The organism is Pseudomonas sp. BP01 (genome assembly GCF_022760795.1).
In the GTDB taxonomy this organism is placed as follows: domain Bacteria; phylum Pseudomonadota; class Gammaproteobacteria; order Pseudomonadales; family Pseudomonadaceae; genus Aquipseudomonas; species Aquipseudomonas putida_Q.
Window position 1 is genome coordinate 109,350 of sequence record NZ_JAFBKA010000019.1, and the last position, 24,305, is coordinate 133,654.

24 protein-coding genes are annotated in these 24,305 nt (G+C 62.4%); 14 read left to right on the plus strand and 10 right to left on the minus strand.

The genetic code is table 11. From position 1 onward, the window contains the following. The first annotated feature begins 10 nt into the window (after nt 1-10). From JOY50_RS18195 to trpE, 6 genes are all read left to right on the plus strand, one after another. On the plus strand, nt 11-1,045 hold the full coding sequence (locus JOY50_RS18195) for an ABC transporter substrate-binding protein (protein ID WP_132843074.1): 1,035 nt from the start codon (nt 11-13) through the stop codon (nt 1,043-1,045). Nucleotides 1,046-1,247: 202 nt separating this feature from the next. Beyond that, complete coding sequence (locus tag JOY50_RS18200; RefSeq protein WP_132843076.1) at nt 1,248-2,495, plus strand: ABC transporter permease; 1,248 nt, start codon at nt 1,248-1,250, stop codon at nt 2,493-2,495. A gap of 11 nt (nt 2,496-2,506) precedes the next feature. Further along, the gene (locus JOY50_RS18205; RefSeq protein ID WP_016497719.1) at nt 2,507-3,334 is read left to right on the plus strand and encodes an ABC transporter permease; all 828 of its coding nucleotides are present in this window, start codon (nt 2,507-2,509) and stop codon (nt 3,332-3,334) included. A 240-nt stretch (nt 3,335-3,574) separates the two neighbouring features. Further along, a complete protein-coding gene (gene rpe / locus JOY50_RS18210) occupies nt 3,575-4,249 on the plus strand; it encodes a ribulose-phosphate 3-epimerase (RefSeq protein ID WP_132843078.1) in 675 nt (224 codons plus the stop codon). Next, complete coding sequence (locus tag JOY50_RS18215; RefSeq protein ID WP_132843081.1) at nt 4,246-5,064, plus strand: phosphoglycolate phosphatase; 819 nt, start codon at nt 4,246-4,248, stop codon at nt 5,062-5,064. The genes rpe and JOY50_RS18215 overlap by 4 nt, the downstream gene beginning before the upstream one ends. Before the next feature lie 69 nt (nt 5,065-5,133). Beyond that, complete coding sequence (trpE, locus tag JOY50_RS18220; protein WP_243055601.1) at nt 5,134-6,615, plus strand: anthranilate synthase component I; 1,482 nt, start codon at nt 5,134-5,136, stop codon at nt 6,613-6,615. A 32-nt stretch (nt 6,616-6,647) separates the two neighbouring features. Here the strand turns inward: trpE and estP are convergent, their stop codons facing one another. Continuing rightward, complete coding sequence (gene estP / locus JOY50_RS18225) at nt 6,648-8,537, minus strand: esterase EstP (RefSeq protein WP_243055602.1); 1,890 nt, start codon at nt 8,535-8,537, stop codon at nt 6,648-6,650. Nucleotides 8,538-8,905: 368 nt separating this feature from the next. On the opposite strand from estP, the gene JOY50_RS18230 reads away from it, so the two are divergent. The 4 genes from JOY50_RS18230 (at nt 8,906) to JOY50_RS18245 (ending at nt 12,241) form a co-directional block, all read left to right on the plus strand. Then, the gene (locus JOY50_RS18230; protein ID WP_019472944.1) at nt 8,906-9,499 is read left to right on the plus strand and encodes an aminodeoxychorismate/anthranilate synthase component II; all 594 of its coding nucleotides are present in this window, start codon (nt 8,906-8,908) and stop codon (nt 9,497-9,499) included. A gap of 9 nt (nt 9,500-9,508) precedes the next feature. After that, nucleotides 9,509-10,558, plus strand: a complete 1,050-nt coding sequence (gene trpD / locus JOY50_RS18235) for an anthranilate phosphoribosyltransferase (protein WP_132843087.1) — start codon at nt 9,509-9,511, stop codon at nt 10,556-10,558. Continuing rightward, nucleotides 10,555-11,388 (plus strand): indole-3-glycerol phosphate synthase TrpC, encoded by an 834-nt coding sequence (trpC, locus tag JOY50_RS18240; protein ID WP_016497725.1) that lies wholly within the window; start codon nt 10,555-10,557, stop codon nt 11,386-11,388. Before trpD ends, trpC begins: the two co-directional genes overlap by 4 nt. Before the next feature lie 148 nt (nt 11,389-11,536). Continuing rightward, on the plus strand, nt 11,537-12,241 hold the full coding sequence (locus tag JOY50_RS18245) for a lipoyl protein ligase domain-containing protein (RefSeq protein ID WP_026034623.1): 705 nt from the start codon (nt 11,537-11,539) through the stop codon (nt 12,239-12,241). Here the strand turns inward: JOY50_RS18245 and crp are convergent. Next, nucleotides 12,238-12,882, minus strand: coding sequence for a cAMP-activated global transcriptional regulator CRP (crp, locus tag JOY50_RS18250; protein ID WP_019472947.1), 645 nt, complete (start codon nt 12,880-12,882; stop codon nt 12,238-12,240). The two genes, JOY50_RS18245 and crp, sit on opposite strands and share 4 nt — an antisense overlap. 190 nt (nt 12,883-13,072) lie before the next feature. Between crp and JOY50_RS18255 the strand changes: the two genes are divergently transcribed. Next, nucleotides 13,073-13,495 (plus strand): OsmC family protein, encoded by a 423-nt coding sequence (locus tag JOY50_RS18255; RefSeq protein ID WP_004376171.1) that lies wholly within the window; start codon nt 13,073-13,075, stop codon nt 13,493-13,495. 137 nt (nt 13,496-13,632) lie between these two features. Here the strand turns inward: JOY50_RS18255 and JOY50_RS18260 are convergent, their stop codons facing one another. From JOY50_RS18260 to hemJ, 6 genes are all read right to left on the minus strand, one after another. Then, nucleotides 13,633-14,673 carry a DUF2157 domain-containing protein gene (locus tag JOY50_RS18260; RefSeq protein WP_132843090.1) on the minus strand — a complete coding sequence of 347 codons (1,041 nt, stop codon included), beginning with the start codon at nt 14,671-14,673 and terminating at the stop codon, nt 13,633-13,635. 10 nt (nt 14,674-14,683) lie between these two features. Continuing rightward, a complete protein-coding gene (coq7, locus tag JOY50_RS18265; RefSeq protein ID WP_132843092.1) occupies nt 14,684-15,331 on the minus strand; it encodes a 2-polyprenyl-3-methyl-6-methoxy-1,4-benzoquinone monooxygenase in 648 nt (215 codons plus the stop codon). 65 nt (nt 15,332-15,396) lie between these two features. Beyond that, nucleotides 15,397-15,735: a histidine triad nucleotide-binding protein gene (locus tag JOY50_RS18270; protein ID WP_003255518.1), complete on the minus strand. Its 339-nt coding sequence runs from the start codon at nt 15,733-15,735 to the stop codon at nt 15,397-15,399. A 63-nt stretch (nt 15,736-15,798) separates the two neighbouring features. Further along, entirely contained in the window at nt 15,799-16,581 is a 783-nt protein-coding gene (locus tag JOY50_RS18275; RefSeq protein ID WP_132843094.1) for an SDR family oxidoreductase, read from the minus strand. A gap of 67 nt (nt 16,582-16,648) precedes the next feature. Further along, complete coding sequence (locus tag JOY50_RS18280; protein WP_243055603.1) at nt 16,649-17,605, minus strand: nitronate monooxygenase family protein; 957 nt, start codon at nt 17,603-17,605, stop codon at nt 16,649-16,651. Nucleotides 17,606-17,633: 28 nt separating this feature from the next. Beyond that, nucleotides 17,634-18,059, minus strand: a complete 426-nt coding sequence (hemJ, locus tag JOY50_RS18285; RefSeq protein ID WP_132843098.1) for a protoporphyrinogen oxidase HemJ — start codon at nt 18,057-18,059, stop codon at nt 17,634-17,636. Nucleotides 18,060-18,201: 142 nt separating this feature from the next. Here hemJ and argC point away from each other — a divergent pair, with 142 nt between their 5' ends. Continuing rightward, the gene (gene argC, locus JOY50_RS18290) at nt 18,202-19,236 is read left to right on the plus strand and encodes an N-acetyl-gamma-glutamyl-phosphate reductase (RefSeq protein WP_019472953.1); all 1,035 of its coding nucleotides are present in this window, start codon (nt 18,202-18,204) and stop codon (nt 19,234-19,236) included. A 146-nt stretch (nt 19,237-19,382) separates the two neighbouring features. Continuing rightward, nucleotides 19,383-19,733 (plus strand): iron-sulfur cluster insertion protein ErpA, encoded by a 351-nt coding sequence (erpA, locus tag JOY50_RS18295; protein WP_132843101.1) that lies wholly within the window; start codon nt 19,383-19,385, stop codon nt 19,731-19,733. Between the two features lie 59 nt (nt 19,734-19,792). Here erpA and JOY50_RS18300 read toward each other — a convergent pair whose 3' ends face one another. After that, the gene (locus JOY50_RS18300; RefSeq protein WP_132843103.1) at nt 19,793-20,884 is read right to left on the minus strand and encodes an anhydro-N-acetylmuramic acid kinase; all 1,092 of its coding nucleotides are present in this window, start codon (nt 20,882-20,884) and stop codon (nt 19,793-19,795) included. Nucleotides 20,885-20,888: 4 nt separating this feature from the next. Continuing rightward, nucleotides 20,889-22,310 (minus strand): peptidoglycan DD-metalloendopeptidase family protein, encoded by a 1,422-nt coding sequence (locus JOY50_RS18305; RefSeq protein WP_019472955.1) that lies wholly within the window; start codon nt 22,308-22,310, stop codon nt 20,889-20,891. Between the two features lie 213 nt (nt 22,311-22,523). Here JOY50_RS18305 and tyrS point away from each other — a divergent pair, with 213 nt between their 5' ends. After that, a complete protein-coding gene (gene tyrS, locus JOY50_RS18310; RefSeq protein WP_016497737.1) occupies nt 22,524-23,723 on the plus strand; it encodes a tyrosine--tRNA ligase in 1,200 nt (399 codons plus the stop codon). Nucleotides 23,724-24,305 lie beyond the last annotated feature (582 nt).

Below are 24,305 nucleotides of genomic sequence, written 5' to 3' on the forward strand. Positions count from 1 at the left end.
GAGAATAAGAATGCGCAAGCAGTTGAAACTGACCGCCCTGGCCCTGGGGCTGTTCGCCGCTGGCCAGGCCATGGCCGCAGACCTCACCGTGATTTCGTTTGGGGGCGCCAACAAGGCTGCCCAGGTAAAGGCGTTCTACGAGCCATGGGAGAAGGCGGGTAATGGCAAGATCGTCGCCGGTGAGTACAACGGCGAAATGGCCAAGGTGAAGGCGATGGTCGACACCAAGAGCGTGTCGTGGAACCTGGTAGAGGTTGAGTCGCCAGAGCTGGCGCGCGGGTGCGATGAGGGCATGTTCGAAGAGCTCGACCCAGCCCTGTTCGGCAGCGAGGCCGATTACGTGCCGGGTGCCATCCAGCCTTGCGGCGTGGGCTTCTTCGTCTGGTCCACGGTCATGGCCTACAACGCCGACAAGCTCAAGACCGCACCTACCAGTTGGGCCGATTTCTGGGACACCAAGCAGTTCCCGGGCAAGCGTGGCCTGCGCAAAGGTGCCAAGTACACCATGGAATTCGCACTGATGGCCGATGGCGTTGCGCCCAAGGACGTCTACAAAGTGCTGGCAACCAAAGAAGGCCAAGACCGCGCCTTCAAGAAACTCGATGAGCTCAAGCCCAGTATCCAGTGGTGGGAAGCGGGTGCACAGCCGCCACAGTTCCTGGCCTCTGGCGACGTGGTCATGAGTTCTGCCTACAACGGGCGTATTGCCGCTGTGCAGAAAGAGAGCAACCTCAAGGTGGTGTGGAACGGTGGTATCTACGACTTTGACGCCTGGGCGATCCCTAAAGGCGCCAAGAACGTCGAAGAGGCGAAGAAATTCATCGCTTACAGCGTCAAGCCCGAGCAGCAGAAGATCTACTCCGAGAACATCGCCTACGGCCCGGCCAACGCCAAGGCCGTGAGCCTGCTGTCGGACGAGGTGAAGAAGGACATGCCGACCACGCCTGAAAACATCGCCAACCAGGTGCAGATCGACGTGGCCTTCTGGGCCGACAACAGCGAGCAGCTGGAGCAACGCTTCAACGCCTGGGCGGCGAAGAAGTAACAAACCGCAAAGCAGGGCCGCCATGCGGCCCATCGCCGGCAAGCCAGCTCCCACAGGGAGCGCGTAATCCCGCAAGCCAGTGCAGTACCTGTAAGGCCCAGGGATCAGAAATCTTGAGGCCGGTGCAGTACCTGTAGGAGCTGGCTTGCCGGCGATGGGCTGCACAGCAGCCCCATTTTCAGTTCGTATCGCGGAGTTCGCCATGGCCATTGCAGTGCCCCTCAACGAAGGCGCAGGTCCAAGTCTCAAGCAGCGCCTGAAACACGCCGAGCGGGTCAACCGCTGGAAGGCGCAGGCGTTGATCGCGCCGCTGGCGCTGTTTCTTCTGCTGGTGTTCCTGGTGCCGATCGCGGCGCTGCTGTACAAGAGCGTCGGCAACCCGGAAGTGGTCGCCGGCCTGCCACGCACGGTCGACATCATCACCCAGTGGGATGGCAAGAGCCTGCCGGGCGAGGAGGTGTACAAGGCGCTGAGCCAGGACCTGGCCGAGTCGCGCAAGAACCAGACCCTTGGCGACCTTTCCAAGCGCCTGAACATGGAACTGGCCGGCTACCGCAGCTTGTTGACCAAGACCGCCCGCGCACTGCCATTCAAGGCAGAGCCTGCCTCTTATAAAGACGCCCTGCAGGCCGTCGACGAGCGTTGGGGCGACCCGGCCTACTGGCAGGCGATACGCCGCAATACCAGTACGGTGACCTCGTTCTACCTGCTGGCTTCCGTGGACCACCGCATCGACGACCTGGGCGAGCTGGCCAAGGCCACGCCGGACCAGGCCATTTACCTGGATATCTTTGCCCGCACCTTGTGGATGGGTGTGGTGATTACCGCCATCTGCCTGGTGCTGGCTTACCCGCTGGCCTACCTCTTGGCCAACCTGCCGACCCGGCAGAGCAACCTGCTGATGATTCTGGTGCTGCTGCCGTTCTGGACATCGATCCTGGTGCGGGTGGCGGCGTGGATCGTGCTGCTGCAATCGGGTGGCCTGATCAACAGCGCCCTGATGGCCATGGGCATCATCGACCAGCCGCTGGAACTGGTGTTCAACCGCACCGGTGTGTACATCTCCATGGTGCACATTCTGCTGCCGTTCATGATCCTGCCGCTGTACAGCGTGATGAAGGGCATTTCGCCCAGCTATATGCGTGCCGCGATTTCGCTGGGCTGCCACCCATTCGCCAGCTTCTGGCGGGTGTACTTCCCGCAGACCTACGCCGGTGTTGGCGCGGGCTGCCTGCTGGTGTTCATCCTGGCCATCGGCTACTACATCACCCCGGCGCTGCTGGGTAGCCCGAACGACCAGATGGTCAGCTACTTCGTGGCTTTTTACACCAACACCAGCATCAACTGGGGCATGGCCACCGCACTGGGCGGGCTGTTGCTGCTGGCTACCGTGCTGTTGTACCTGATCTATAGCTGGCTGGTCGGCGCCAGCCGCCTGCGCCTGAGCTGAGGAGCCTTGTCATGCTGAGCCCATACATGTCGCCCGTGGAGCGGGTCTGGTTCTACAGCCTGCGCATTCTTTGCGGCCTGGTTCTGCTGTTCCTGATCTTGCCGGTGCTGGTGATCGTGCCGCTGTCGTTCAACAGTGGCAGCTTCCTGGTGTACCCGCTGCAGGGCTTCTCGCTGCAGTGGTACCAGGACTTCTTCGGCTCGGCCGAGTGGATGCGGGCGCTGAAAAACAGCATCATCGTCGCCCCGGCGGCCACGGTATTGGCCATGGTGTTCGGCACCCTGGCGGCCATTGGCCTGACCCGTGGCGATTTTCCCGGCAAGTCGCTGGTGATGGCGCTGGTGATTTCACCGATGGTGGTGCCGGTGGTGATCATCGGTGTGGCCAGCTACCTGTTCTTCGCTCCGCTGGGGATGGGTAACAGCTTTACCTCGCTGATTCTGGTGCATGCGGTGCTGGGTGTGCCGTTCGTCATCATTACCGTGTCGGCAACCTTGCAGGGTTTCAACTACAACCTGGTGCGGGCGGCAGCCAGCCTGGGTGCGTCGCCCTTGCTGGCCTTCCGGCGGGTGACCTTGCCGCTGATTGCGCCCGGGGTGATCTCGGGGGCGCTGTTCGCCTTTGCGACGTCGTTCGACGAGGTGGTGGTGACGCTGTTCCTGGCCGGGCCGGAGCAGGCGACCCTGCCGCGGCAGATGTTCAGTGGTATCCGCGAAAATCTGAGCCCGACCATTGCTGCTGCGGCGACCTTGCTGATTGCGTTCTCGGTGGTGTTGCTGCTGACCCTGGAGTGGTTGCGTGGGCGCAGCGAGAAGCTGAGAACCCAACAGCCGGCCTGATTTTCTGGCGTCTGCGCTGGCCTCATCGCCGGCAAGCCAGCTCCCACAGAGATCTCTAAAGGACCCTGCATCTGATAAGGCCTGTGGAGAACCCTGTGGGAGCTGGCTTGCCGGCGATGAGGCCAGCTCAGGCAGTGCAAGGCTCTTGGGTATCGGTTGCGATCATGTGATACCAATCAGCCCTCATCCGTTCGCCTGGGTTACAATGCGCGCCACCGTGATTCTGCCAACAGGTGCGCCATGCAGCCCTACGCTATTGCCCCCTCCATCCTCTCCGCCGATTTCGCCCGCCTGGGTGAGGACGTCGACAAGGTATTGGCTGCGGGGGCCGACATCGTCCACTTCGATGTCATGGATAACCACTACGTTCCCAACCTGACCATTGGCCCGATGGTCTGCACCGCTCTGCGCAAGTACGGTGTTACCGCGCCGATCGACGTGCACCTGATGGTCAGCCCTGTCGACCGCATCATCGGTGACTTCATCGAAGCCGGCGCCACCTACATCACCTTCCACCCGGAAGCCTCGCAGCACGTCGACCGTTCGCTGCAACTGATCAAGGACGGCGGCTGCAAGGCCGGCCTGGTGTTCAACCCGGCCACCAGCCTGGACGCCTTGAAGTACGTGATGGACAAGATCGACATGGTGCTGCTGATGAGCGTCAACCCAGGCTTTGGCGGGCAGAAGTTCATCCCTGGCACCGTCGACAAACTGCGTGAGGCGCGTGCGCTGATCGACGCCAGTGGCCGCGATATCCGCCTGGAAATCGACGGTGGCGTCAACGTCAACAACATCCGCGAGATCGCTGCCGCTGGCGCCGACACCTTCGTGGCCGGTTCGGCGATCTTCAACGCACCGGACTACCAGGAAGTCATCGCCAAGATGCGCGCCGAGCTGGCTCAGGCCCGCCCATGAGTGGCTTCGAGCAGCTGTTCCCGGGGACGCTGCCCAGGCTGGTGATGTTCGATCTGGACGGTACCCTGATCGATTCCGTGCCAGACCTGGCCGCCGCCGTGGACCGCATGCTGCTCGAACTGGGGCGCCCGCCCGCGGGCCTTGACGCCGTACGCCACTGGGTCGGCAACGGCGCCCAGGTGCTGGTGCGCCGGGCGCTGGCGGGTGGCATCGACCACGCCGCCGTGGACGACGCGCTGGCTGATCAGGCGCTGGCGCTGTTCATGGACGCCTATGCTGAAAGCCATGAGCTGACCGTGGTCTACCCCGGTGTGCAGGACACCCTGCGCTGGCTGCGCAAGCAGGGCGTGGAAATGGCGCTGATCACCAACAAGCCCGAGCGCTTCGTCGGCCCGCTGCTGGACCAGATGAAAATCGGCCGCTACTTCCGCTGGATCATTGGCGGCGACACCCTGCCGCAGAAAAAGCCAGACCCGGCGGCTTTGCTGTTTGTCATGCAGATGGCCAGCGTTACCCCGCAGCAGTCGCTGTTTGTCGGCGATTCGCGAAGTGACGTATTGGCGGCCAAGGCGGCTGGCGTGCAGTGCGTGGGGCTGACCTACGGCTACAACCATGGCCGGCCGATCCACGACGAATCCCCCAACCTGGTGATCGACGACCTGCGCGCATTGTTGCCCGGTTGCGCAGACCCGGCCACTGGGATAACGTTGGCCAACCTTCAAGCCTCACAAGACAGAGAGCCCACCGTGGTGGTTACTGGCAAATTCTGGATGAAAGTCATCAAGGCCCTGGCCCGTTGGCGTTGGCGCGCCTGACTTCAGCCTGCCGGCGCGTGCCGGCCCGTCCGTTTGCCTGACCTATTGCTGCTTGCCACGAGGCTACTCATGAACCGCGAAGAATTCCTGCGCCTGGCCGCTGCCGGCTACAACCGCATCCCCCTGGCCTGCGAAACCCTGGCCGACTTCGACACGCCGCTGTCGATCTACCTGAAACTGGCTGACCAGCCCAACTCGTACCTCCTCGAATCGGTACAGGGTGGCGAGAAATGGGGCCGTTATTCGATGATCGGCCTGCCGTCGCGCACCGTGATGCGTGTGCACGGCTACCACGTCTGCATCCTGCAGGATGGCATCGAGGTTGAAAGCCACGATGTCGAAGACCCGCTGGCGTTCGTTGAAACCTTCAAGGACCGCTACAAGGTTGCCGACATCCCCGGCCTGCCGCGTTTCAATGGCGGCCTGGTTGGCTACTTCGGCTATGACTGCGTGCGCTATGTGGAAAAGCGCCTGGGCGCCAGCCCCAACCCGGACCCCCTGGGCGTGCCGGATATCCTGCTGATGGTGTCCGATGCGGTGGTGGTGTTCGACAACCTGGCGGGCAAGATGCACGCCATCGTGCTGGTCGACCCGGCTGAAGAGCAGGCCTTCGAACAGGGCCACGCACGCCTGCAGGGCCTGCTGGAAACCCTGCGTCAGCCAATCACCCCGCGCCGTGGCCTGGACCTGAGCGGCCCGCAGGCTGCCGAGCCGGAATTCCGCTCCAGCTATACCCGCGACGACTACGAGAACGCGGTCGGCCGTATCAAGGAGTACATCCTGGCCGGCGACTGCATGCAGGTGGTGCCGTCGCAACGCATGTCGATCGACTTCAAGGCTGCGCCCATCGACCTTTACCGTGCGCTGCGCTGTTTCAACCCGACGCCGTACATGTACTTCTTCAACTTCGGCGACTTCCATGTGGTCGGTAGTTCGCCCGAGGTGCTGGTGCGGGTCGAGGACAACCTGGTCACCGTGCGCCCGATTGCCGGTACCCGCCCGCGTGGCGCGACCGAAGAAGCCGACCGCGCGCTCGAAGACGACCTGCTGTCGGACGACAAGGAAATCGCCGAACACCTGATGCTGATCGACCTGGGCCGCAACGACGTCGGCCGTGTGTCCTCGACCGGCAGCGTGCGCCTGACCGAGAAAATGGTGATCGAGCGTTATTCCAACGTGATGCACATTGTGTCCAACGTCACCGGCCAGCTGCGTGAAGGGCTGACGGCGATGGATGCACTGCGGGCAATCCTGCCGGCTGGCACCCTGTCGGGTGCGCCGAAGATCCGTGCGATGGAAATCATCGACGAGCTGGAGCCGGTCAAACGTGGGGTTTACGGTGGTGCAGTCGGCTACTTTGCCTGGAACGGCAATATGGACACCGCGATTGCCATCCGTACTGCCGTGATCAAGGACGGTGAATTGCATGTGCAGGCCGGTGGCGGCATCGTTGCCGATTCGGTGCCGGCGCTGGAGTGGGAAGAAACCATCAACAAGCGCCGGGCGATGTTCCGTGCGGTGGCGCTTGCAGAGCAGACGTTGGCTAAATAAACAGATTGGGGCTGCAAAGCAGCCCCATCGATTCAGAAGTCCACGCTCACCCCCAGGCTCACACCCTGCTGCGTCAACTCATCACTCTTGCGCCAGTTATAGTTCCCGCGCAAATGCACCCCTGCCACCACTTCATGGCTCACCCCCAGGCTCGCCCGGGTCAGGTCGCTGTGCGGCGTATAACCGGTCAGGGTGAAGTCATTGGCGGGCAAGCTGGTCAGGTGCATCGTCACATCCTGCTGGTCATCCTCGAACTCATGCTCCTGCGCCACCTCGGCAAACAGCCGGGTGCCTGGCAGCACTTGCACACTGCCCAACAGCCCCACCCCCAGGCGGCGTGACGTGCGTTCCTGGTCGTCGAAGCCCAGTGCTGTCGAGCGCCCGCTCTTCTCGTCGTAGCCATCCACTTTCACTCGTGCATAGTCGGCACTGATGAATGGCGCCAGCTGCCAATTGCTGCTGTCTGCCGCCAGGTTGTAGCCCAGCCGCCCGGACATTGCCCAGGCCTCGCCGTCGGTGTCGCCCTTTTCGCTGCGCTCGTTCACGCCAAGGGCAAAGGTGCGCTTGAGGTCGCTGTAGTCCAGGTGCCCGGCGGTCAGCGCAGCATCGGCCCACCAGCGGTCCTGGCGGTACTGGGCGAAGGCGCTGGCCAGGTAGCTGTTCAGTTTGTAGTCCGAATCATTGGCGCCGGCCTCCAGCTTTTGCCGGTACGCGCCGCCAGCCAGGCCCAGGCGCCAGGCGTCGTTCAAACGGTAGCTGCCGCCCAGTGTCAGGTTATAGCCGCGGCCATCGCCGCTGGCTGCGCTGCGCTGGCCATCGAAGTCCAGATTCTGGGCACCGGCGGCGACGAAGGCCTGCCACTGGCCTACTGCCTGCCAAGGTGTCTGCCATTGGTTGCGCAGTTCGTCCTGGTGGGCGCGCAGGCTGGCGTGAGCCAGTTCCGGGAGCAGCGTAAGCTCCCAGGGGGCGGAGATGATCGAATAGGCATAGTCGGCAATCAGTTGCTGGCCAGCGATGGTCGGGTGTACCGAGTCGTTGAACAGCAGTTTTGTCGGGTCTGGGGTTGTGCCATTGATACCGTACACCGGGTTTTCCACGCAGCTATCGCCGCTATAGCAGGTGCCGACCAGGTTCTGGTCGCCGGCCAGGCCGAACTGGGTGGGGCTGGCCAGTGCCTCGCTCAGCAACACGGGGACGTTCAGCGGGATGATCTCGGCATCGATCTGGCCCAGTTGGCTGAGCAGCGACTGGTTGAAAGCGCCAGACAGCAACGACAGCGGGTTTTGTTGCGGCGTGCCGCTGAAGTTGGGCGTTTGGCCGAGGTCGGGCAGCAGCCAGACCATGATGTAGCGGGCACCACCCTGCTGAAGAGCCTGGGCGCTGGCAGCCAGGCGGGCACCGGCGGCCACGGCGTCGGTCGGGCTGTTCACCAGGCCTTGCAGGAAGTCGTTGCCGCCGCCGGTCAGGTAGTACAACGCATTGGGGTCAGCGCGCAGGCCGTTGGCCAGGTAGCCGGGTTTTTCTCGCAGTACCTGCCCGCCGCCGGGGTTCCCTGGCGGGATGACGGTCTTGGACGTGGTCGTGATCGAATCCAGGATCTGCTGGGTGGTATAGCCGCCGACAGCCCAGTTGTTGCCATCGGGGCGGATGCCTATCGATGTTGATGGGTTCAGGTCGTCTGGTGTGCCCCCCAGTCGGCCACCGAGGATCATCGGCGACACCGGGGCGAAGTTGCCGTCGGCATCGCGGTTGGTGGACCGCAGGCCTGAGGTACCGCCACTCAGGTCGGGAAACTGCCCCGCATCGGCGAGGCTGTCGCCAAACACGATCAGGGTGGAGTAGGGCGAGGGTGCGGCGAACGCCTGGCTGCAGGCCAGGGCCAGTGAAGCGAAGGTAAAGCGCAATAACGGGGCTTTTCGCATCAGGGAACATCCTTTTCTTTGTTTTTATGAAGGGCTGCGCAATCGACCTTAGCAAATCGCAGTGCATCCCTCCCAAGTCCATTCGTTTCCCCGTGTTTACAGGCATATTGCGCCCGCCGCCCCGGTAAGCTACTGTGCCGGAACGTATGAGCGAGACCTATCCTGTGTTGATCGTCAGTAAACTCTTGATGCGCGTAATCAAGGCCCACGCCCGCTGGCGTTGGCGCGCCTGACTTTATCCCCTGCCGGCCCGCCCGGCCCGCCCCCGTTTGCCTTCTTCTTTACTGCCCCCTGTGGCGAAGCCGTGCCTGTGGCGGCTGCAAGAAGGTTCGAATTTTGAAGTCAGTAAATTCAAGAGGTTTAACACCATGTTACTGATGATCGACAATTACGACTCATTCACTTACAACGTCGTTCAGTACCTTGGCGAGCTGGGTGCCGAGGTCAAGGTCATTCGCAACGACGAAATGACCATCGCCCAGATCGAAGCCCTCAACCCCGAGCGCATCGTCGTATCCCCAGGGCCGTGCACGCCCAGCGAAGCGGGTGTGTCCATCGAGGCCATCCTGCATTTTGCCGGCAAGCTGCCGATCCTGGGCGTGTGCCTGGGGCACCAGTCCATCGGCCAGGCCTTTGGCGGTGACGTGGTGCGTGCCCGCCAGGTGATGCACGGTAAGACCAGCCCGGTACACCACCGTGACCTGGGCGTGTTCGCCGGCCTCAACAACCCGCTGACCGTGACCCGCTACCATTCGCTGGTGGTCAAGCGCGACACCTTGCCCGATTGCCTGGAAGTCACTGCCTGGACCGCTCATGCAGACGGTTCGGTCGACGAAATCATGGGCCTGCGCCACAAAACCCTGAATATCGAAGGGGTGCAGTTCCACCCCGAGTCGATCCTTACCGAGCAGGGCCACGAGCTGTTCGCCAACTTCCTCAAGCAGACCGGCGGCCGCCGCTAAGGATCGAACATGGATATCAAGAGCGCGTTGAGCCGTATCGTCGGCCAGCTGGACCTGTCAACCGAAGAAATGCGCGACGTGATGCGCCAGATCATGACTGGCCAGTGCAGCGAGGCGCAGATCGGCGCCTTCCTGATGGGCATGCGCATGAAAAGCGAAAGCATCGACGAAATCGTCGGCGCGGTGTCGGTGATGCGTGAACTGGCCGACAAGGTTGAACTGAAAAGCCTGGATGGCGTGGTCGACATCGTCGGCACCGGCGGTGACGGCGCCAATATTTTCAACGTGTCCACCGCGTCTTCGTTCGTCCTGGCGGCGGCGGGCTGCACCGTGGCCAAGCACGGCAACCGCGCAGTGTCGGGCAAGAGCGGCAGTGCCGACCTGTTGGAAGCTGCCGGCATCTATCTGAACCTGACGCCAGTTCAGGTGGCCCGCTGCATTGACAGCCTGGGCATCGGCTTCATGTTCGCGCAAAGCCATCACTCGGCAATGAAATATGCTGCCGGCCCGCGCCGCGATCTGGGGTTGCGTACCCTGTTCAACATGCTCGGCCCGCTTACGAATCCGGCCGGAGTAAAGCATCAGGTAGTCGGCGTGTTCGCCCAGGCCCTGTGCCGCCCGTTGGCTGAGGTACTGCAACGCCTGGGTAGCAAGCATGTGCTGGTGGTGCACTCGAAGGATGGCCTGGATGAGTTCAGCCTGGCTGCCCCCACCTTCGTTGCCGAGCTGAAGAACGACGAAATTACTGAATACTGGGTCGAGCCGGAAGACCTCGGCATGAAGAGCCAGAGCTTGCATGGTCTTGCCGTCGAGAACCCGCAGGCGTCGCTGGAGTTGATCCGCGATGCGCTGGGCCGGCGCAAGACCGAAAACGGCCAGAAGGCCGCGGAGATGATAGTGCTTAATGCTGGCGCGGCACTGTATGCAGCCGACCATGCAATGACCCTGGCTCAAGGTGTGGAACTGGCCCACGACGTACTGCACACCGGCCTGGCCTGGGAAAAGCTGCAGGAACTGGGTGCCTTTACTGCAGTATTCAAGGTGGAGAACGAAGCATGAGTGTGCCGACGGTGCTGGAAAGGATCATTGCCCGCAAGTTCCAGGAAGTGGCCGAGCGCAGCGCGCGCGTCAGCCTCGCCGAGCTGGAAGGCCTGGCCAAGGTTGCCGATGCCCCGCGTGGTTTCGCCAACGCGCTGATCGAGCAGGCCAAGCGCAAGCAGCCAGCGGTGATCGCCGAGATCAAGAAGGCTTCGCCCAGCAAGGGCGTGATCCGCGAGCACTTCGTGCCGGCGGAAATCGCTGTCAGCTACGAGAAGGGCGGCGCTACCTGCCTCTCGGTGCTGACCGATGTCGATTACTTCCAGGGTGCCGATGAGTACCTGCAGCAGGCACGCGCAGCAGTTTCGCTGCCGGTGATCCGCAAAGACTTCATGGTCGACCCTTACCAGATCGTCGAAGCCCGGGCCTTGGGCGCGGACTGCGTGCTGCTGATCGTCTCGGCGCTGGATGACGTGAAGATGGCCGAACTGGCCGCGACCGCAAAAGACGTCGGCCTCGACGTGCTGGTGGAAGTGCACGATGGCGATGAGCTGGAGCGCGCGTTGAAAACCCTGGACACGCCGCTGGTGGGGGTGAACAACCGCAACCTGCACACCTTCGAGGTCAGCCTGGAAACCACCCTTGACCTGCTGCCGCGCATTCCGCGTGATCGCCTGGCGATTACCGAGAGCGGTATTCTCAACCGGGCCGATGTCGAGCTGATGGCAATCAACGAGGTTTACTCGTTCCTGGTGGGCGAGGCGTTCATGCGCGCTGAGCAGCCTGGGCTGGAGTTGCAGCGGTTGTTCTTCCCCGAACAAGTGAAGAAGACAGTTCAGCACCTGGACTGATCAAATGAAGCCGGCGTTTTTGCCGGCTTTTTTGTATGCCTGACATGGCCCTTTCGCGGGTTCTTCACCACGGTAAGCCCTGTGCTAGACCTGTGGGAGCGGGCATGCCCGCGAACAGGCCATCACAAACAACATCAAAGGTGGATCAATGACCGATCAACCCCTGGCCCTGACCGTCGAGCAAGGCCTGCACGCCGAACAGGACCTGCTGGCCGCGGTGTGCCGCGGCGAACGCGAAAGTGGCGTGCTGTTCTGGCGCCCTACTGACCATGCCCTGGTCATGCCCCGGCGCATGAGCCGCCTGGACAACTTCGAAGCCGCCTGCGCGGAGCTGGCGATTGCCGGCTGGCCGGTGCTGCTGCGCGAGACTGGCGGTGAGCCGGTGCCCCAGTCCCATTCCACCGTCAACGTCGCACTGGTCTACGTTGCCCCGCGCAGCGAAGGCGATCACGGCCGTATAGAAAGCGCCTACGAGCGCCTGTGCCTGCCGCTGTGCGATGTACTGCGCGAGTGGGGTGGCGTGGCGTCGGTGGGTGAAATCGACGGGGCGTTCTGCGATGGCCGCTACAACGTCAACCTCAATGGCCGCAAGCTGGTAGGTACCGCCCAGCGCTGGCGTCAGGGCCTGGGTGGCAAGCGCCCGGTGGTGCTGGTGCACGGTGCGTTGCTGCTGGACAACGAGCGTGAGTCGATGGTGGCGGCGGTCAACCGCTTCAACGAGTGCTGCGAGCTGGAGCAGCGCTGCCGCGCCGATGCACATATCGCCTTGCATGAAGTGGCGCCTGCGGCACCCTGGTTCGAGCGCTTGTCGCAGGCCTATGCCAAGGTGCTTGCAGACCTGCCCAGGGACTAGCGGGTGCCGTAGACCACCATGGTCTTCCCTTTGACCTGCACCAGGCTGCGCTCTTCAAGGTCCTTGAGGACGCGGCCGACCATTTCTCGGGAGCAACCGACGATTCGCCCGATTTCCTGACGGGTGATCTTGATCTGCATGCCGTCGGGGTGGGTCATGGCATCGGGTTGCTTGCACAATTCCAGGAGGCAACGGGCAACCCGCCCAGTGACGTCGAAAAATGCCAGGTCACCGACCTTGCGTGTGGTGTTACGCAGGCGCTGGGCCATCTGGCTGCCCAGGGCATAGAGGATTTCCGGGTCCTGGCGCGCCAGTTCGCGAAACTTCTCGTAGCTGATTTCCGCCACTTCGCACTCGGTCTTGGCTCGCACCCATGCACTGCGCTGCTGCTGGCCGTCAACCGGCTCGAACAGCCCCAGCTCGCCAAAGAAATCGCCATTGTTGAGATAGGCAATGATCATTTCACGGCCGTCGTCGTCTTCGATGAGGATGGTCACCGAACCCTTGATGATGAACGACAGTGTCTCGGCCCGGTCGCCGGCGCAGATGATGTTGCTTTTGGCGGTATAGCGGCGGCGCTGGCAGTGTACCAACAGTTTGTCGATGTTCTTGATCTTGGCGGGTAGGGCGGAGGCAACCATCACGAAATCCTGTTCGATACGACGCAGAGGCTTTTTATAAGGCTGTCTGGCGGCGAGCGCCATTCATTTGGCGCCAGCTTATCAGACGTCACCGGATGTTTCGGTACTAAACCGACACGTCTCGTGCTTTTCCCACAGCCGCACAAGGTCTAAGCTGACAGCCTTTTCCGAATATCAGGAGTCCGGGTAGATGAAGGCACGTATCCAGTGGGCCGGTGAGGCCATGTTCCTCGGCGAATCGGGGAGTGGCCATGTCGTCGTGATGGACGGCCCGCCCGAGGCCGGCGGCCGCAACCTGGGTGTGCGCCCTATGGAAATGTTGCTGTTGGGCCTGGGTGGCTGCAGCAGCTTTGATGTGGTGAGCATTCTGAAGAAATCGCGCCAGGCGGTGGAAAGCTGCGAGGCGTTTCTGGAAGCCGAGCGCGCCAGCGAAGACCCGAAGGTATTCACCAAGATTCACATGAACTTCGTGGTGAAAGGGCGTGGGCTGAAAGAAGCGCAGGTAAAGCGGGCGGTGGAGCTGTCGGCAGAGAAGTACTGCTCGGCTTCGATCATGCTCGAACGTGCGGGGGTTGAGATCACCCACGGGTATGAAATCGTAGAGCTCGGTTAACGCAACGTTTTTGGGGCTGCTTCGCAGCCCATCGCCGGCAAGCCAGCTCCTACAGGTATATCGCCCGATTCAAGGCCAGCGCAGTACGTGTGGGAGCTGGCTTGCCGGCGATGGGCCGCAAAGCGGCCCCGGCAATATCAGCTTCGAAGCGCGGGCAGTGCAGCTTGCACCCACCCTGGCACCCATCCTCGCATTACTTGGCTCAACCGCTCCCGCCGCTTCTGGTAAACCAGCCCCAGCCAGATAACCGCCAGCCCGATCAAGGTCACCACCACCGGGAACAGCAGCGACTCGGCAAACACCTCGTACGACAGGTACCCCAGGTAAGCCGCCACCCCCAGCGCACCAAACACCATGAACACCGGCCGGCGCAGCAGCACCGCCATGCCCATCAGCGCAATGTTGATCAGGCAGTACATTGCCTTGCCCAATTCACTGCCGCTGTCCACCAGTGTCAACCCGCCCCAGAACGCCGCCAGCCCGGCCAGGTAGCCCCACCGGGCGTAGTCCTCGCGCGTGCGGCCGTCTATCACCAGGAACACCACCAGCAAACCCAACCCGAACCACAGCGAAACTTCGCGGCGCTGCTCCCAGCTGAACGGCGAGCCGAACAACCATTCGCTCAGGTCCATCGACATGAACCACAGGGCCGCGGCTATCGGCATGACGACGAACGGGTAGGGGATCAGCCGCAGCATCAGCAAACCGGCAAGCACGGTGGCCGCTTCCATCGCCAGCCAGCCACCCTGCACGTAGGTGTAGTACTGGTGGTAGTTGGCTTGCGCGTCATCCAGTGGCCACCAGCCGGCCAGGCGTTCGATGGCGAACACTGCCAGTGGCACGATGCTGACCGCGACGGCCGCCAGCACCCCGGCAGCCACGGGCTGGTCGCGGCGCTGCAGGTTGAGGGCGAACAAGGTGATCAGCAGGATGTAGAGGCTGGCGATGATCAACAGCGCGCTGTCACCGATGCTCATCCAGGCTTCGGTGAGCAACCAGCCCATGGCCGCCATGATCAGCATGGCGCCAAAATAGAAAGCGACATGGGCCAGCTGGAAGCTGCCCCGGTGTGCCGGTTGCTGGCGCAGGAATACCAGCAGGGCCTGGTCCTGGCCCGGCTGGAGAATGCCGGCTTGCACGGCGCGCGCCAGGTCCTTGGCGTCGAAACGGTCCGTCATGGCGATGCCTTCAGATGCGGTAGGTGCTCTTGGTCATGACCTTGGCCAGCAAGCTCATGCCAAAGCGGACAGGGGCCGGGAAGCGATAACCACCGGCTTCCAGGGCGGACTCGGCGTGCTGCTCTTCGTCGATGCGCATCTGCTCGAGAATGGCCCGGGACTTTTCGTCGTCGTGCGGGATCTGCTCCAGGTGCTCGTCGAGGTGCTTGCACACCTGGTGCTCGGTGGCGGCGACGAAACCCAGGCTGACTTTGTCGCTGACCAGCCCGGCGAGTGCGCCAATGCCGAACGACATGCCGTAGAACAGGGGGTTGAGTACGCTTGGGTGGCTGTTCAGCTGGCGAATGCGCTGTTCGCACCAAGCCAGGTGGTCCACTTCTTCCTCGGCGGCATGCTCCATGGCTTTGCGCACTTCGGGCAGCTTGGCGGTCAGTGCCTGGCCTTGGTACAGCGCCTGGGCACACACTTCGCCGGTGTGGTTGATACGCATCAGCCCGGCGATGTGGCGGCTCTGCTGCTCGTCCAGGTCGACGTCCGGCTGGACAATGGCCGGCGATGGCCGGGCGGGTTGGCCGCTGAAGGGCAGCAAGGTGCGCATGGCGGTATCGGCCTGCAGCAACAAGCGGTCGAGCGGCGAGTAGTGACGTTCGGTAGCCATCGGGCACCTCCGCAAGAATGTGCCCGACAGTTTACCGCAATAGCGGCGGGGTCGCTTGCCGTGGATCAGCCCGGTGGCCAGTTCATCTGGCGCTGGCCAAGCACGTGCATATGGATGTGGTAGACGGTCTGGCCGCCTTTCGGGTTGCAGTTCATGACCACGCGGAACCCTTCCTCGCAGCCTTGCTCGACAGCCAGGCGCTGGGCGGTGAACAGGATGTGGCCAGCCAGGGCCTTGTCTTCTTCGGTCAGGTCATTGAGCGTGCGGATGTGCTTTTTCGGGATGACCAGAAAATGTACCGGTGCCGCGGGTGCAATGTCCTTGAAGGCCAGGATCTGGTCGTCTTCGTAGATGATATCCGCCGGGATTTCCCGGTTGATGATTTTGAGGAATAGATCGTCCACAGCACTTGCTCCATGGTGAGGGTCGGGCCGAGTGTACTCAGCCGAGCGCCGCTCGCCCAGTGGCTATTCCATGCCGGCCGGGCAATAGCGGCGGTGGATGGCGCCGGCCAGTTTGCACACCAGCCAGCGCGGCAGCAGGCGCGGGGCGAATGCCAGCCAGCGGTTGCGCCGGCCGGGCATGATCAGTGCGCGGTTCTTGTCCAGCGCACGTACTGTGTACAACGCGACTTCCTCGGGGCTTAGGCAGCGGGGTTTGCCGTCGAGCCGGGCAATGCGCCGGCGCGGGGAGCGTATTGGCCCGGGGCACAGCACCGAGACCTTGATGCCGGCACGCTTGAGCTCTTCGCGCAGCGCCTGGGAAAAGCTCAGCACGTACGCCTTGCTGGCGGCATAGGCCGCCATCCACGGGCCGGGTGCCACCCCGGCCAGGCCAGCGACGTTGAGGATCTGCCCGCCACCCTGCACGGCCATCAGGTTGCCGATGGCGTGGCACAGGCGGCTCAGGGCCAGAACGTTGACTTCCAGCAGGTCCTGTTCGTCGGCCCACTCATGGGCCAGAAACGGCCCGTAGGTGCGCAAGCCGGCGCAGTTGACCAGCAGGTCGATACGCCGTTCGCCTTCTTCCAGTTCCAGTACGAAGCCAGACAGGCGCAGCGGCTGGCTGAGGTCGCAGGCGCGGAACAGCACCTCGACACCAAAGCGCTGGGTCAGCTCGATGGCCACGGGTTCCAGCGTTTCCCGCTGACGTGCCACCAGGATCAGGTTGCGCCCGCGCCGTGCCAGCGCTTCCGCCAGGGCCAGGCCCAGGCCGCTGGAAGCACCAGTGATCATGGCGTAACGGGTCATGCAAGGCTCCTGGGGGCGGAAGAGGGCGCCTAGTGTACAGCTTGGCCGGGCAAGGTGTTGCGTTTTGCTACAAGGTGCGGGCGCGCAGAATCTGGCAGCGTTCCAGGGCTTCCCGGTACTCGCTGTGGAGCCGTTCGATCAACGCACTGGCGCTGGGAAGGTCATGGATTTCGCCGACACCCTGGCCTGCCGACCATACGGTCTTCCAGGCTTTGGCTTCGTCGTCGATAGGTTTGAGCTTGCCTTGCTCGTGGCCGCCTTTGAGGGCGTTCATGTCGTAGCCAGCCTGCTCCAGGCTCGAACGCAGGAAGCTTGCAGGGATGCCGGACACTGCCGGGGTGTGAATGATGTCGGCGGCGTGGGCATCGAGCAACATCTGCTTGTAGGCATCCTGGGCCTGGCTTTCTGCCGTGGCGATGAAGCGCGTGCCCATGTAGGCCAGGTCGGCGCCGAGCATTTGTGCGGCGAGGATTTCGTGGCCGTGGTTTAGGCAGCCGGCCAGCAACAGGGCCTTGTCGAAGAACTGGCGAATCTCTGCGGCCAGGGCGAACGGGCTCCAGGTGCCTGCATGGCCGCCTGCGCCGGCAGCGACGGCGATCAGCCCGTCGACACCCGCTTCGGCAGCTTTCTCGGCATGGCGGCGGGTGGTGACATCGTGGAACACCAGGCCGCCGTAGCCATGCACGGCATCGACCACTTCCTTGACCGCCCCCAGGCTGGTGATGACGATCGGCACGCGATGTTCCACGCACAACGCCAGGTCGGCCTGCAGGCGTGGGTTGGTCGGGTGAACGATCAGGTTGACTGCATAGGGGGCTGGCGTCTGCAATTGCGCAAAGCCCGCCTCGATCTCCTCCAGCCAGGCCTTGAAGCCGGCGCTGTCGCGCTGGTTAAGGGCCGGGAAACTGCCGACCACGCCGCTGGCGCAGCACGCCAGCACCAGTGTGGGGTTGGAGATGAGGAACATCGGCGCTGCGACCACAGGCAGGCGCAGGCGTTGTTCGAGCGAGGCAGGTAGCGACATGGCAAGGCTCCTTGAACGGGTGGCTATGTCAGAACGGTTTGACCACCACCAGAATGACGATGCCCAGCAGGAACAGCACGGGCACTTCGTTGAACCACCGATAGTAGACGTGGCTGCGGGTGTTGTTGCCGCCGGCGAAGCGTTTGCGCTGGGCACCGCACATGTGATGGTAGCCGGTCAGCAGGATGACCAGGGTCAGCTTGGCATGCAGCCAGCCCTGGCTGAGCCAGCCGGGGGTTAGGTAGAGCATCCACGCGCCGAACACGTAGGTGGCGATCATCGCCGGGTTCATGATGCCGCGGTACAGCTTGCGCTCCATGGTGACGAAGCGATCCTTGCTGATGCTGTCCTCGCTCTGGGCGTGGTAGACGAACAGCCGGGGCAGGTAGAACAGGCCGGCGAACCAGCAGACCACGCTGACGATATGCAGCGCTTTGATCCATAGGTAAAGCATGGAGGGAGTTCCTTCAGGTATTCACGGTCGTCAGATAGTAGTGGTCAAGCGCCCGAAGGGTCACCCGAAGAGTTGTTACAGGCGCTTCGCGCCCCTATTATCGTGCGCTTTCCAGACGGCTCGTTGATAAGGGGCAAGCGTTATGATCAAGGTCGGTATCGTCGGCGGCACGGGTTACACCGGCGTCGAACTGTTGCGTCTGCTGGCACAGCATCCACAGGCCGAAGTGGCGGTCATCACTTCGCGCTCCGAGGCGGGCGTGGCGGTGGCGGACATGTACCCGAACCTGCGCGGCCACTATGACGGGCTGGCGTTCAGCGTGCCGGACAGCAAGGCGCTGGCTGCCTGCGATGTGGTGTTCTTCGCCACCCCGCACGGTGTTGCTCATGCCCTGGCCGGCGAACTGCTGGCGGCTGGCACCAAGGTGATCGACCTTTCGGCTGACTTCCGCCTGCAGGATGCCACCGAGTGGGGCAAGTGGTATGGCCAGCCGCACGGTGCGCCGGAGCTGCTCAAGGACGCGGTGTATGGCTTGCCTGAAGTCAACCGCGAGAAGATTCGCCAGGCGCGCCTGATCGCTGTGCCGGGTTGCTACCCCACTGCCACCCAGCTGGGCTTCCTGCCGCTGCTGGAAGCGGGCCTTGCCGACCCCTCGCGCCTGATTGCCGACTGCAAGTCGGGGGTCAGCGGCGCTGGTCGTGGCGCGGCAGTGGGCTCGTTGTTCTGCGAGGCCGGCGAAAGCATGAAGGCCTATGCGGTCAAGGGCCATCGTCACCTGCCGGAAATCAGCCAGGGCCTGCGCCTGGCCGCTGGCAAGGACATTGGCTTGACCTTCGTGCCGCACCTGACGCCAATGATCCGTGGCATCCACGCCACCCTGTACGCGAATGTTGTCGATACCTCGGTCGACTTGCAGGCGCTGTTCGAGAAACGCTACGCCGACGAACCGTTCGTCGATGTGATGCCCGCTGGCAGCCACCCGGAAACCCGCAGCGTGCGTGGCGCCAACGTCTGCCGCATTGCCGTTCATCGCCCGCAGGGCGGTGACCTGGTGGTGGTGCTGTCGGTAATCGACAACCTGGTCAAGGGCGCCTCCGGCCAGGCGGTACAGAACCTGAACATCCTGTTCGGCCTGGACGAGCGTATGGGCCTTTCCCACGCGGGCTTGCTGCCGTAAGCGAGCAGCGATCGAAAAGGCCCGCCTTGCGCGGGCCTTTTTGTCAGTCGCGACTAAAGCCGCACAATTCTTGACCAATTTTCTCGGGAAAGCGGATAATGCGCGTCATCGAGTTTTAAGGCGGCAACTGCGCCGGGAGAGTCAACATGAGCGTCGAAACCTTCACCCCTACCGGTCTGGAATTCACCCATGGGGCAGCCCAGAAAGTGAAGAACCTGGTCAATGAGGAAGGCAATGAACGTCTGAAACTGCGGGTGTTCGTGACCGGTGGTGGCTGCTCGGGCTTCCAGTACGGCTTCACTTTCGATGAGGATGTGGCCGAAGACGACACCATCGTCGAGCGCGAAGGCGTGGCGCTGGTGGTCGACCCGATGAGCTTCCAGTATCTGGCTGGTGCTGAGGTGGACTACCAGGAAGGCCTGGAGGGTTCGCGCTTTGTGATCAAGAACCCGAACGCTGCCACTACGTGCGGTTGCGGGTCCTCGTTCTCGATTTGAGAACTGGCCGTACGAAAACGCCGCGCAATTGCGCGGCGTTTGGCTTTCTGGTGTAGCAGTTATGCCGGGTAGATTGCGCCCAGCACCCGCAGACCCTTGGCCGCCGTCACGCTTGGGCGGTTGGCGCTGATGCCTTCGAGGCAGCAATGAGCCAGCCAGGCAAAGGCCATGGCCTCGACCCAATCAGGGTCTACGCCATGGGCGCCGGTACTGGCGACACGTGCCTTGGGCAGCAGTTGGCCGAGGCGGGCCATGAGGGCGCCATTACGTGCGCCACCGCCGCACACCAGCAACGCTTCGGTGCCCTGCTGGGCAGTGCTCAGCGAATCGATGATGCTGCGCGCGGTAAGCTCCAGCAATGTCGCCTGTACGTCCTCGTCCTGGTAAGCGGGCAGGCCCGCCAGGTGGGCATCCAGCCAAGGCAAGTTGAATACCTCGCGGCCGGTACTCTTCGGGCCGCTGCCAGCAAAGAACGGGTCGGCCAGCAATGCACTGAGCAAGCCTGCCTGCACCACGCCCGAGGCTGCCCAGGCACCATCTGCATCGTAGGCCTGGCCGCGCTTACGCTCTATCCAGGCATCCAGCAGCACATTACCCGGGCCGCAGTCGAAGCCGTGGACCGGTTTGTCCTGCTCGATCAGGCTGAGGTTGCTGAAGCCGCCCACATTCAGGATTGCCAGGCACTGGCCCAGGTGACCGAACAGGGTTTCGTGAAAGGCCGGTACCAGCGGTGCACCTTGGCCTCCGGCAGCCACATCGCGGCGGCGGAAGTCGGCAACCACGCTGATGCCGGTAAGCTCGGCGAGCAGCGCCGGGTTGCCGATCTGCACGGTAAAACCGCGTGCGGGTTCGTGGCGGATGGTCTGGCCGTGGCTGCCGATGGCGCGGATGGCATCGGCCTGCAGCCCCTGACGGGCCAGCAGTTCTCGGATACCTTCGGCTGCCAGGCTGGCCCAGCGGTTTTCTGCCAGCGCCGCGCGCGCGATCTCGTCAGGGCCGCTGCTGCACAGTGCGAGCAGGTCCTGACGCAGATCGCCGGGCATGGGCAGGTAATGGGTGGCGAGCAGCTCAAGCTGCTCGCCTTGTTCGATCAAGGCAATGTCCAGGCCATCGAGGCTGGTGCCGGACATCACCCCCAGGTAGAGCGCCATGGCCTTAGCGCTTGTTCGCTGCGAGCAGGGTGGCCTTTTCCTGATCCATACGGGCAATCAGCGGCTGGCTCTGCTGCAGGAAGCGCTGGCGTTCGGCCTTGGTGATCGGGTCGGCCATAGGCACTTTCTGGCTCAGCGGGTCCACGTGCACACCGTTGACCTGGAACTCGTAATGCAGGTGCGGCCCGGTGGACAGGCCGGTGGTGCCGATGTAGCCGATGATCTGGCCTTGTTTCACCGAGCTGCCAGTCTTGATGCCTTTGGCAAAGCCCTGCATGTGGCCGTACAGCGTCTTGTAGCGGTTGCCGTGCTGGATGATCACGGTGTTGCCGTAACCGCCACGGCGCCCAGCCAGCTCGATGCGGCCGTCACCGGCAGCCTTGATTGGCGTGCCGCGCGGGGCGGCGTAGTCGACGCCTTTGTGGGCGCGGATCTTGTTCAGGATCGGGTGTTTGCGGCCAGCGGAAAACCGCGAGCTGATACGGGCAAAGTCCACCGGGGTACGGATGAAGGCCTTGCGCAGGCTGTTGCCGTCGGCGGTGTAGTAGGTGGTGTTGCCCTGCTTGTTGGTGTAGCGCACGGCAGTATAGGTCTTGCCGCGGTTGGTGAAGCGGGCGGACAGAATGTTGCCGGTGCCGACGACCTTGCCGTCCATCACCTTTTGCTCGTAGACCACATCGAACTCGTCGCCCGGGCGAATATCCTGAGCGAAGTCGATGTCGTAACCCAGCACCCGGGCCATGTCCATGGTCATGCTGTGGGACAGGCCGGCGCGCTGGGCCGAAGCCGACAGCGAGCTCTTGATCACGCCATGGGCGTAGGCAGTGCGCACCACGGGCTTGCTGATTTCACGGTTGAAGGTGTAGCCCTTGGCGGACTTGGTCAGGCGAATGGTTTCGAGGTTGCTGACCTTGCTGTGCAGGCTGGCCAGTTGGCCGTCTTTGTCGAGCTCGAACTGCAGTACCTGGCCGTGCTTGAGCTGGCTGAACTGCTTGGCCTGCTTGTTGCTGGCCAGCAGATCGTGCACGGCATTGCTCGGCAGGCCGACCTTTGCGAACAGGGTCGACAGGGTGTCGCCACGGGCCACGGTGACCTCGCGGTGGCCAGGCTCCTTGGCGGCTTCGGCGACGGGTTCGGCGGCAGGGGCGGGTTGCTCGGCCGCCTGGGTCTTGGGGGCGGCTTCTTCGATCTGGGCGAATGGCGAGCCTTGCTCACCTTCGGCGTGCACCAGGGGCGCAGCGCGGGATTCGTCTTTCAGCTGCTCGGCAGGGCTCTCCAGCTCGAGGTTGAGGGTGGTTTTCTTGGCTTCCACTTCGCTGGAGGGGAATACCAGCAAAGCCAGACTCAGCAGGGCGGCAATGCCGCTGGCCGCCAACAGATGGCTTTTCGGATAAAGCGGGGGCGCTTTAGGCGGTTGGTTGGTCATGGGTAAGGTGACTTTGAAAAAAGTGAAATGGAAAAGATGAATGACATGATGAAGATGAAATAACTGTATAAAATATAACCAAATCCATTTTCACGCAAGGGCGCGTAGACGCCGCAAGCCCGTGCCCGGGTCACATTCCTTTGCGAAACTTGTATTTGGCGGCCGATCTTGTATGGTTGGCTCCCCCTGAATCTGAGCCTTGCGGGTTTGTCTATGAAGTCGGTTGAAGAGCAGCTGGCGCTTATAAAGCGCGGCGCGGAAGAAGTACTGGTCGAGTCGGAACTGGTGGAGAAGCTCAAGCGCGGCCAGCCTCTGCGCATCAAGGCCGGCTTCGACCCGACCGCGCCTGACCTGCACCTTGGCCACACGGTGCTGATCAACAAGCTGCGTCAGTTCCAGGAGCTGGGCCACCAGGTCATCTTCCTGATCGGTGACTTCACCGGCATGATCGGTGACCCCAGCGGCAAGAGCGCCACGCGCCCGCCGCTGACCCGTGAGCAGGTGCTGGACAACGCCGAGACCTATAAGCAGCAGGTGTTCAAGATTCTCGACCCGGCCAAGACCGAGGTTGCGTTCAACTCCACCTGGATGGACAAGCTGACCCCGGCTGACTTCATTCGCCTGGCGTCGCAGTACACCGTGGCGCGCATGCTTGAACGCGACGACTTCGACAAGCGCTACACCACCAACCAGCCGATCGCCATTCACGAGTTCCTCTACCCGCTGGTGCAGGGCTATGACTCGGTGGCGCTGAAGGCGGACGTCGAGCTGGGTGGTACCGATCAGAAGTTCAACCTGCTGATGGGGCGTGAGCTGCAGCGCGCCTATGGCCAGGAAGCGCAGAACATCGTGACCATGCCGTTGCTCGAAGGGCTCGATGGCGTGAAGAAGATGTCCAAGTCGCTGGGCAACTATGTAGGTATCCAGGAAGCGCCGGGGGTGATGTACAGCAAGCTGGTCTCTATCCCGGATACCTTGATGTGGCGTTACTTCGAGCTGTTGAGCTTCCGTTCGATGGAAGAGATCGAGCAGTTCCGTGCTGATGTCGCCAAGGGTGCCAATCCGCGCGACATCAAGATCAAGCTGGCCGAAGAGATCGTTGCGCGCTTCCATGGTGAGGAGGCTGCGGCCAACGCTCACCGTGGTGCAGGTAACCGCATGAAAGAAGGCGAGTTGCCGGAAGACCTGCCGGAAGTCGAAGTGGCAGCAGCGGAAGACTTGCCGATTGCTGCCGTGCTGAACCGGGCTGGCCTGGTAAAGAACTCGGCTCAGGCGCGGGACCTGCTGAGTGGCGGCGCTGTTAAAGTCGATGGTGCGGTAGTGGATCGTGACTTCGTGTTTGCGCTGGGTGCCACCCATGTGTGCCAGGCGGGCAAAAAGTCATTTGCACGGGTTACCCTCAAGGCTGAGTGAGCGCTTGTAGGTGTAGCTATAATAGAAGCGGGGAGGCCGAAAGGCCTCCCCGCTTTGTTTTTGGGGGTGTTCGCCTTGGGCATTTCGGCAGTGTTCGCCTTGGGTCTTTCAGCGCCTGTGAGATCGAGCGCCGCCCGCGCGGCGCTCGATCTCACAGGCGCTGAATGTGTTGTGGCGGCCACCTGATGGCCTTGATATGGTCTTCGCCTGGAATATTTCAAATAACTGAAATTAAGTGTTGACGCCCTTCCGAATCCCCTTATAATGCGCCCCACTTCCAGCGACATCGGAACGACAAACTCCTTGAGATTCAATGAGTTAAGTAGTTAAGGTGATGCTGAAAGGGCTACGATCAACTGATCGCAAGCGGTTGAAATGGTGGTTGACAGCGCTTATAAACGCTGTATGATTCACCTCCCGCTACGAGAGATCGAAGCGAGTTAAGTGTTTGAAGCTAAACGAGTTTCTCGCAAAAAACTTCAAAATAAACGCTTGACAGGCTCTGAGGAAAGCGTAGAATGCGCGCCTCGGTTGAGACGAAAAGCTCTTAACCAAACGCTCTTTAACAAATCGAATCAAGCA

What these genes read in the sequence shown, in the direction of transcription:
- JOY50_RS18195 (WP_132843074.1), top strand. Translation starts at nt 11, where the DNA reads ATGCGCAAGCAGTTGAAACTGACCGCCCTGGCCCTGGGGCTGTTCGCC.
- JOY50_RS18200 (WP_132843076.1), top strand. Translation starts at nt 1,248, where the DNA reads ATGGCCATTGCAGTGCCCCTCAACGAAGGCGCAGGTCCAAGTCTCAAG.
- JOY50_RS18205 (WP_016497719.1), top strand. Translation starts at nt 2,507, where the DNA reads ATGCTGAGCCCATACATGTCGCCCGTGGAGCGGGTCTGGTTCTACAGC.
- rpe (WP_132843078.1), top strand. Translation starts at nt 3,575, where the DNA reads ATGCAGCCCTACGCTATTGCCCCCTCCATCCTCTCCGCCGATTTCGCC.
- JOY50_RS18215 (WP_132843081.1), top strand. Translation starts at nt 4,246, where the DNA reads ATGAGTGGCTTCGAGCAGCTGTTCCCGGGGACGCTGCCCAGGCTGGTG.
- trpE (WP_243055601.1), top strand. Translation starts at nt 5,134, where the DNA reads ATGAACCGCGAAGAATTCCTGCGCCTGGCCGCTGCCGGCTACAACCGC.
- estP (WP_243055602.1), bottom strand. Translation starts at nt 8,537, where the DNA reads ATGCGAAAAGCCCCGTTATTGCGCTTTACCTTCGCTTCACTGGCCCTG.
- JOY50_RS18230 (WP_019472944.1), top strand. Translation starts at nt 8,906, where the DNA reads ATGTTACTGATGATCGACAATTACGACTCATTCACTTACAACGTCGTT.
- trpD (WP_132843087.1), top strand. Translation starts at nt 9,509, where the DNA reads ATGGATATCAAGAGCGCGTTGAGCCGTATCGTCGGCCAGCTGGACCTG.
- trpC (WP_016497725.1), top strand. Translation starts at nt 10,555, where the DNA reads ATGAGTGTGCCGACGGTGCTGGAAAGGATCATTGCCCGCAAGTTCCAG.
- JOY50_RS18245 (WP_026034623.1), top strand. Translation starts at nt 11,537, where the DNA reads ATGACCGATCAACCCCTGGCCCTGACCGTCGAGCAAGGCCTGCACGCC.
- crp (WP_019472947.1), bottom strand. Translation starts at nt 12,882, where the DNA reads ATGGTTGCCTCCGCCCTACCCGCCAAGATCAAGAACATCGACAAACTG.
- JOY50_RS18255 (WP_004376171.1), top strand. Translation starts at nt 13,073, where the DNA reads ATGAAGGCACGTATCCAGTGGGCCGGTGAGGCCATGTTCCTCGGCGAA.
- JOY50_RS18260 (WP_132843090.1), bottom strand. Translation starts at nt 14,673, where the DNA reads ATGACGGACCGTTTCGACGCCAAGGACCTGGCGCGCGCCGTGCAAGCC.
- coq7 (WP_132843092.1), bottom strand. Translation starts at nt 15,331, where the DNA reads ATGGCTACCGAACGTCACTACTCGCCGCTCGACCGCTTGTTGCTGCAG.
- JOY50_RS18275 (WP_132843094.1), bottom strand. Translation starts at nt 16,581, where the DNA reads ATGACCCGTTACGCCATGATCACTGGTGCTTCCAGCGGCCTGGGCCTG.
- JOY50_RS18280 (WP_243055603.1), bottom strand. Translation starts at nt 17,605, where the DNA reads ATGTCGCTACCTGCCTCGCTCGAACAACGCCTGCGCCTGCCTGTGGTC.
- hemJ (WP_132843098.1), bottom strand. Translation starts at nt 18,059, where the DNA reads ATGCTTTACCTATGGATCAAAGCGCTGCATATCGTCAGCGTGGTCTGC.
- argC (WP_019472953.1), top strand. Translation starts at nt 18,202, where the DNA reads ATGATCAAGGTCGGTATCGTCGGCGGCACGGGTTACACCGGCGTCGAA.
- erpA (WP_132843101.1), top strand. Translation starts at nt 19,383, where the DNA reads ATGAGCGTCGAAACCTTCACCCCTACCGGTCTGGAATTCACCCATGGG.
- JOY50_RS18300 (WP_132843103.1), bottom strand. Translation starts at nt 20,884, where the DNA reads ATGGCGCTCTACCTGGGGGTGATGTCCGGCACCAGCCTCGATGGCCTG.
- JOY50_RS18305 (WP_019472955.1), bottom strand. Translation starts at nt 22,310, where the DNA reads ATGACCAACCAACCGCCTAAAGCGCCCCCGCTTTATCCGAAAAGCCAT.
- tyrS (WP_016497737.1), top strand. Translation starts at nt 22,524, where the DNA reads ATGAAGTCGGTTGAAGAGCAGCTGGCGCTTATAAAGCGCGGCGCGGAA.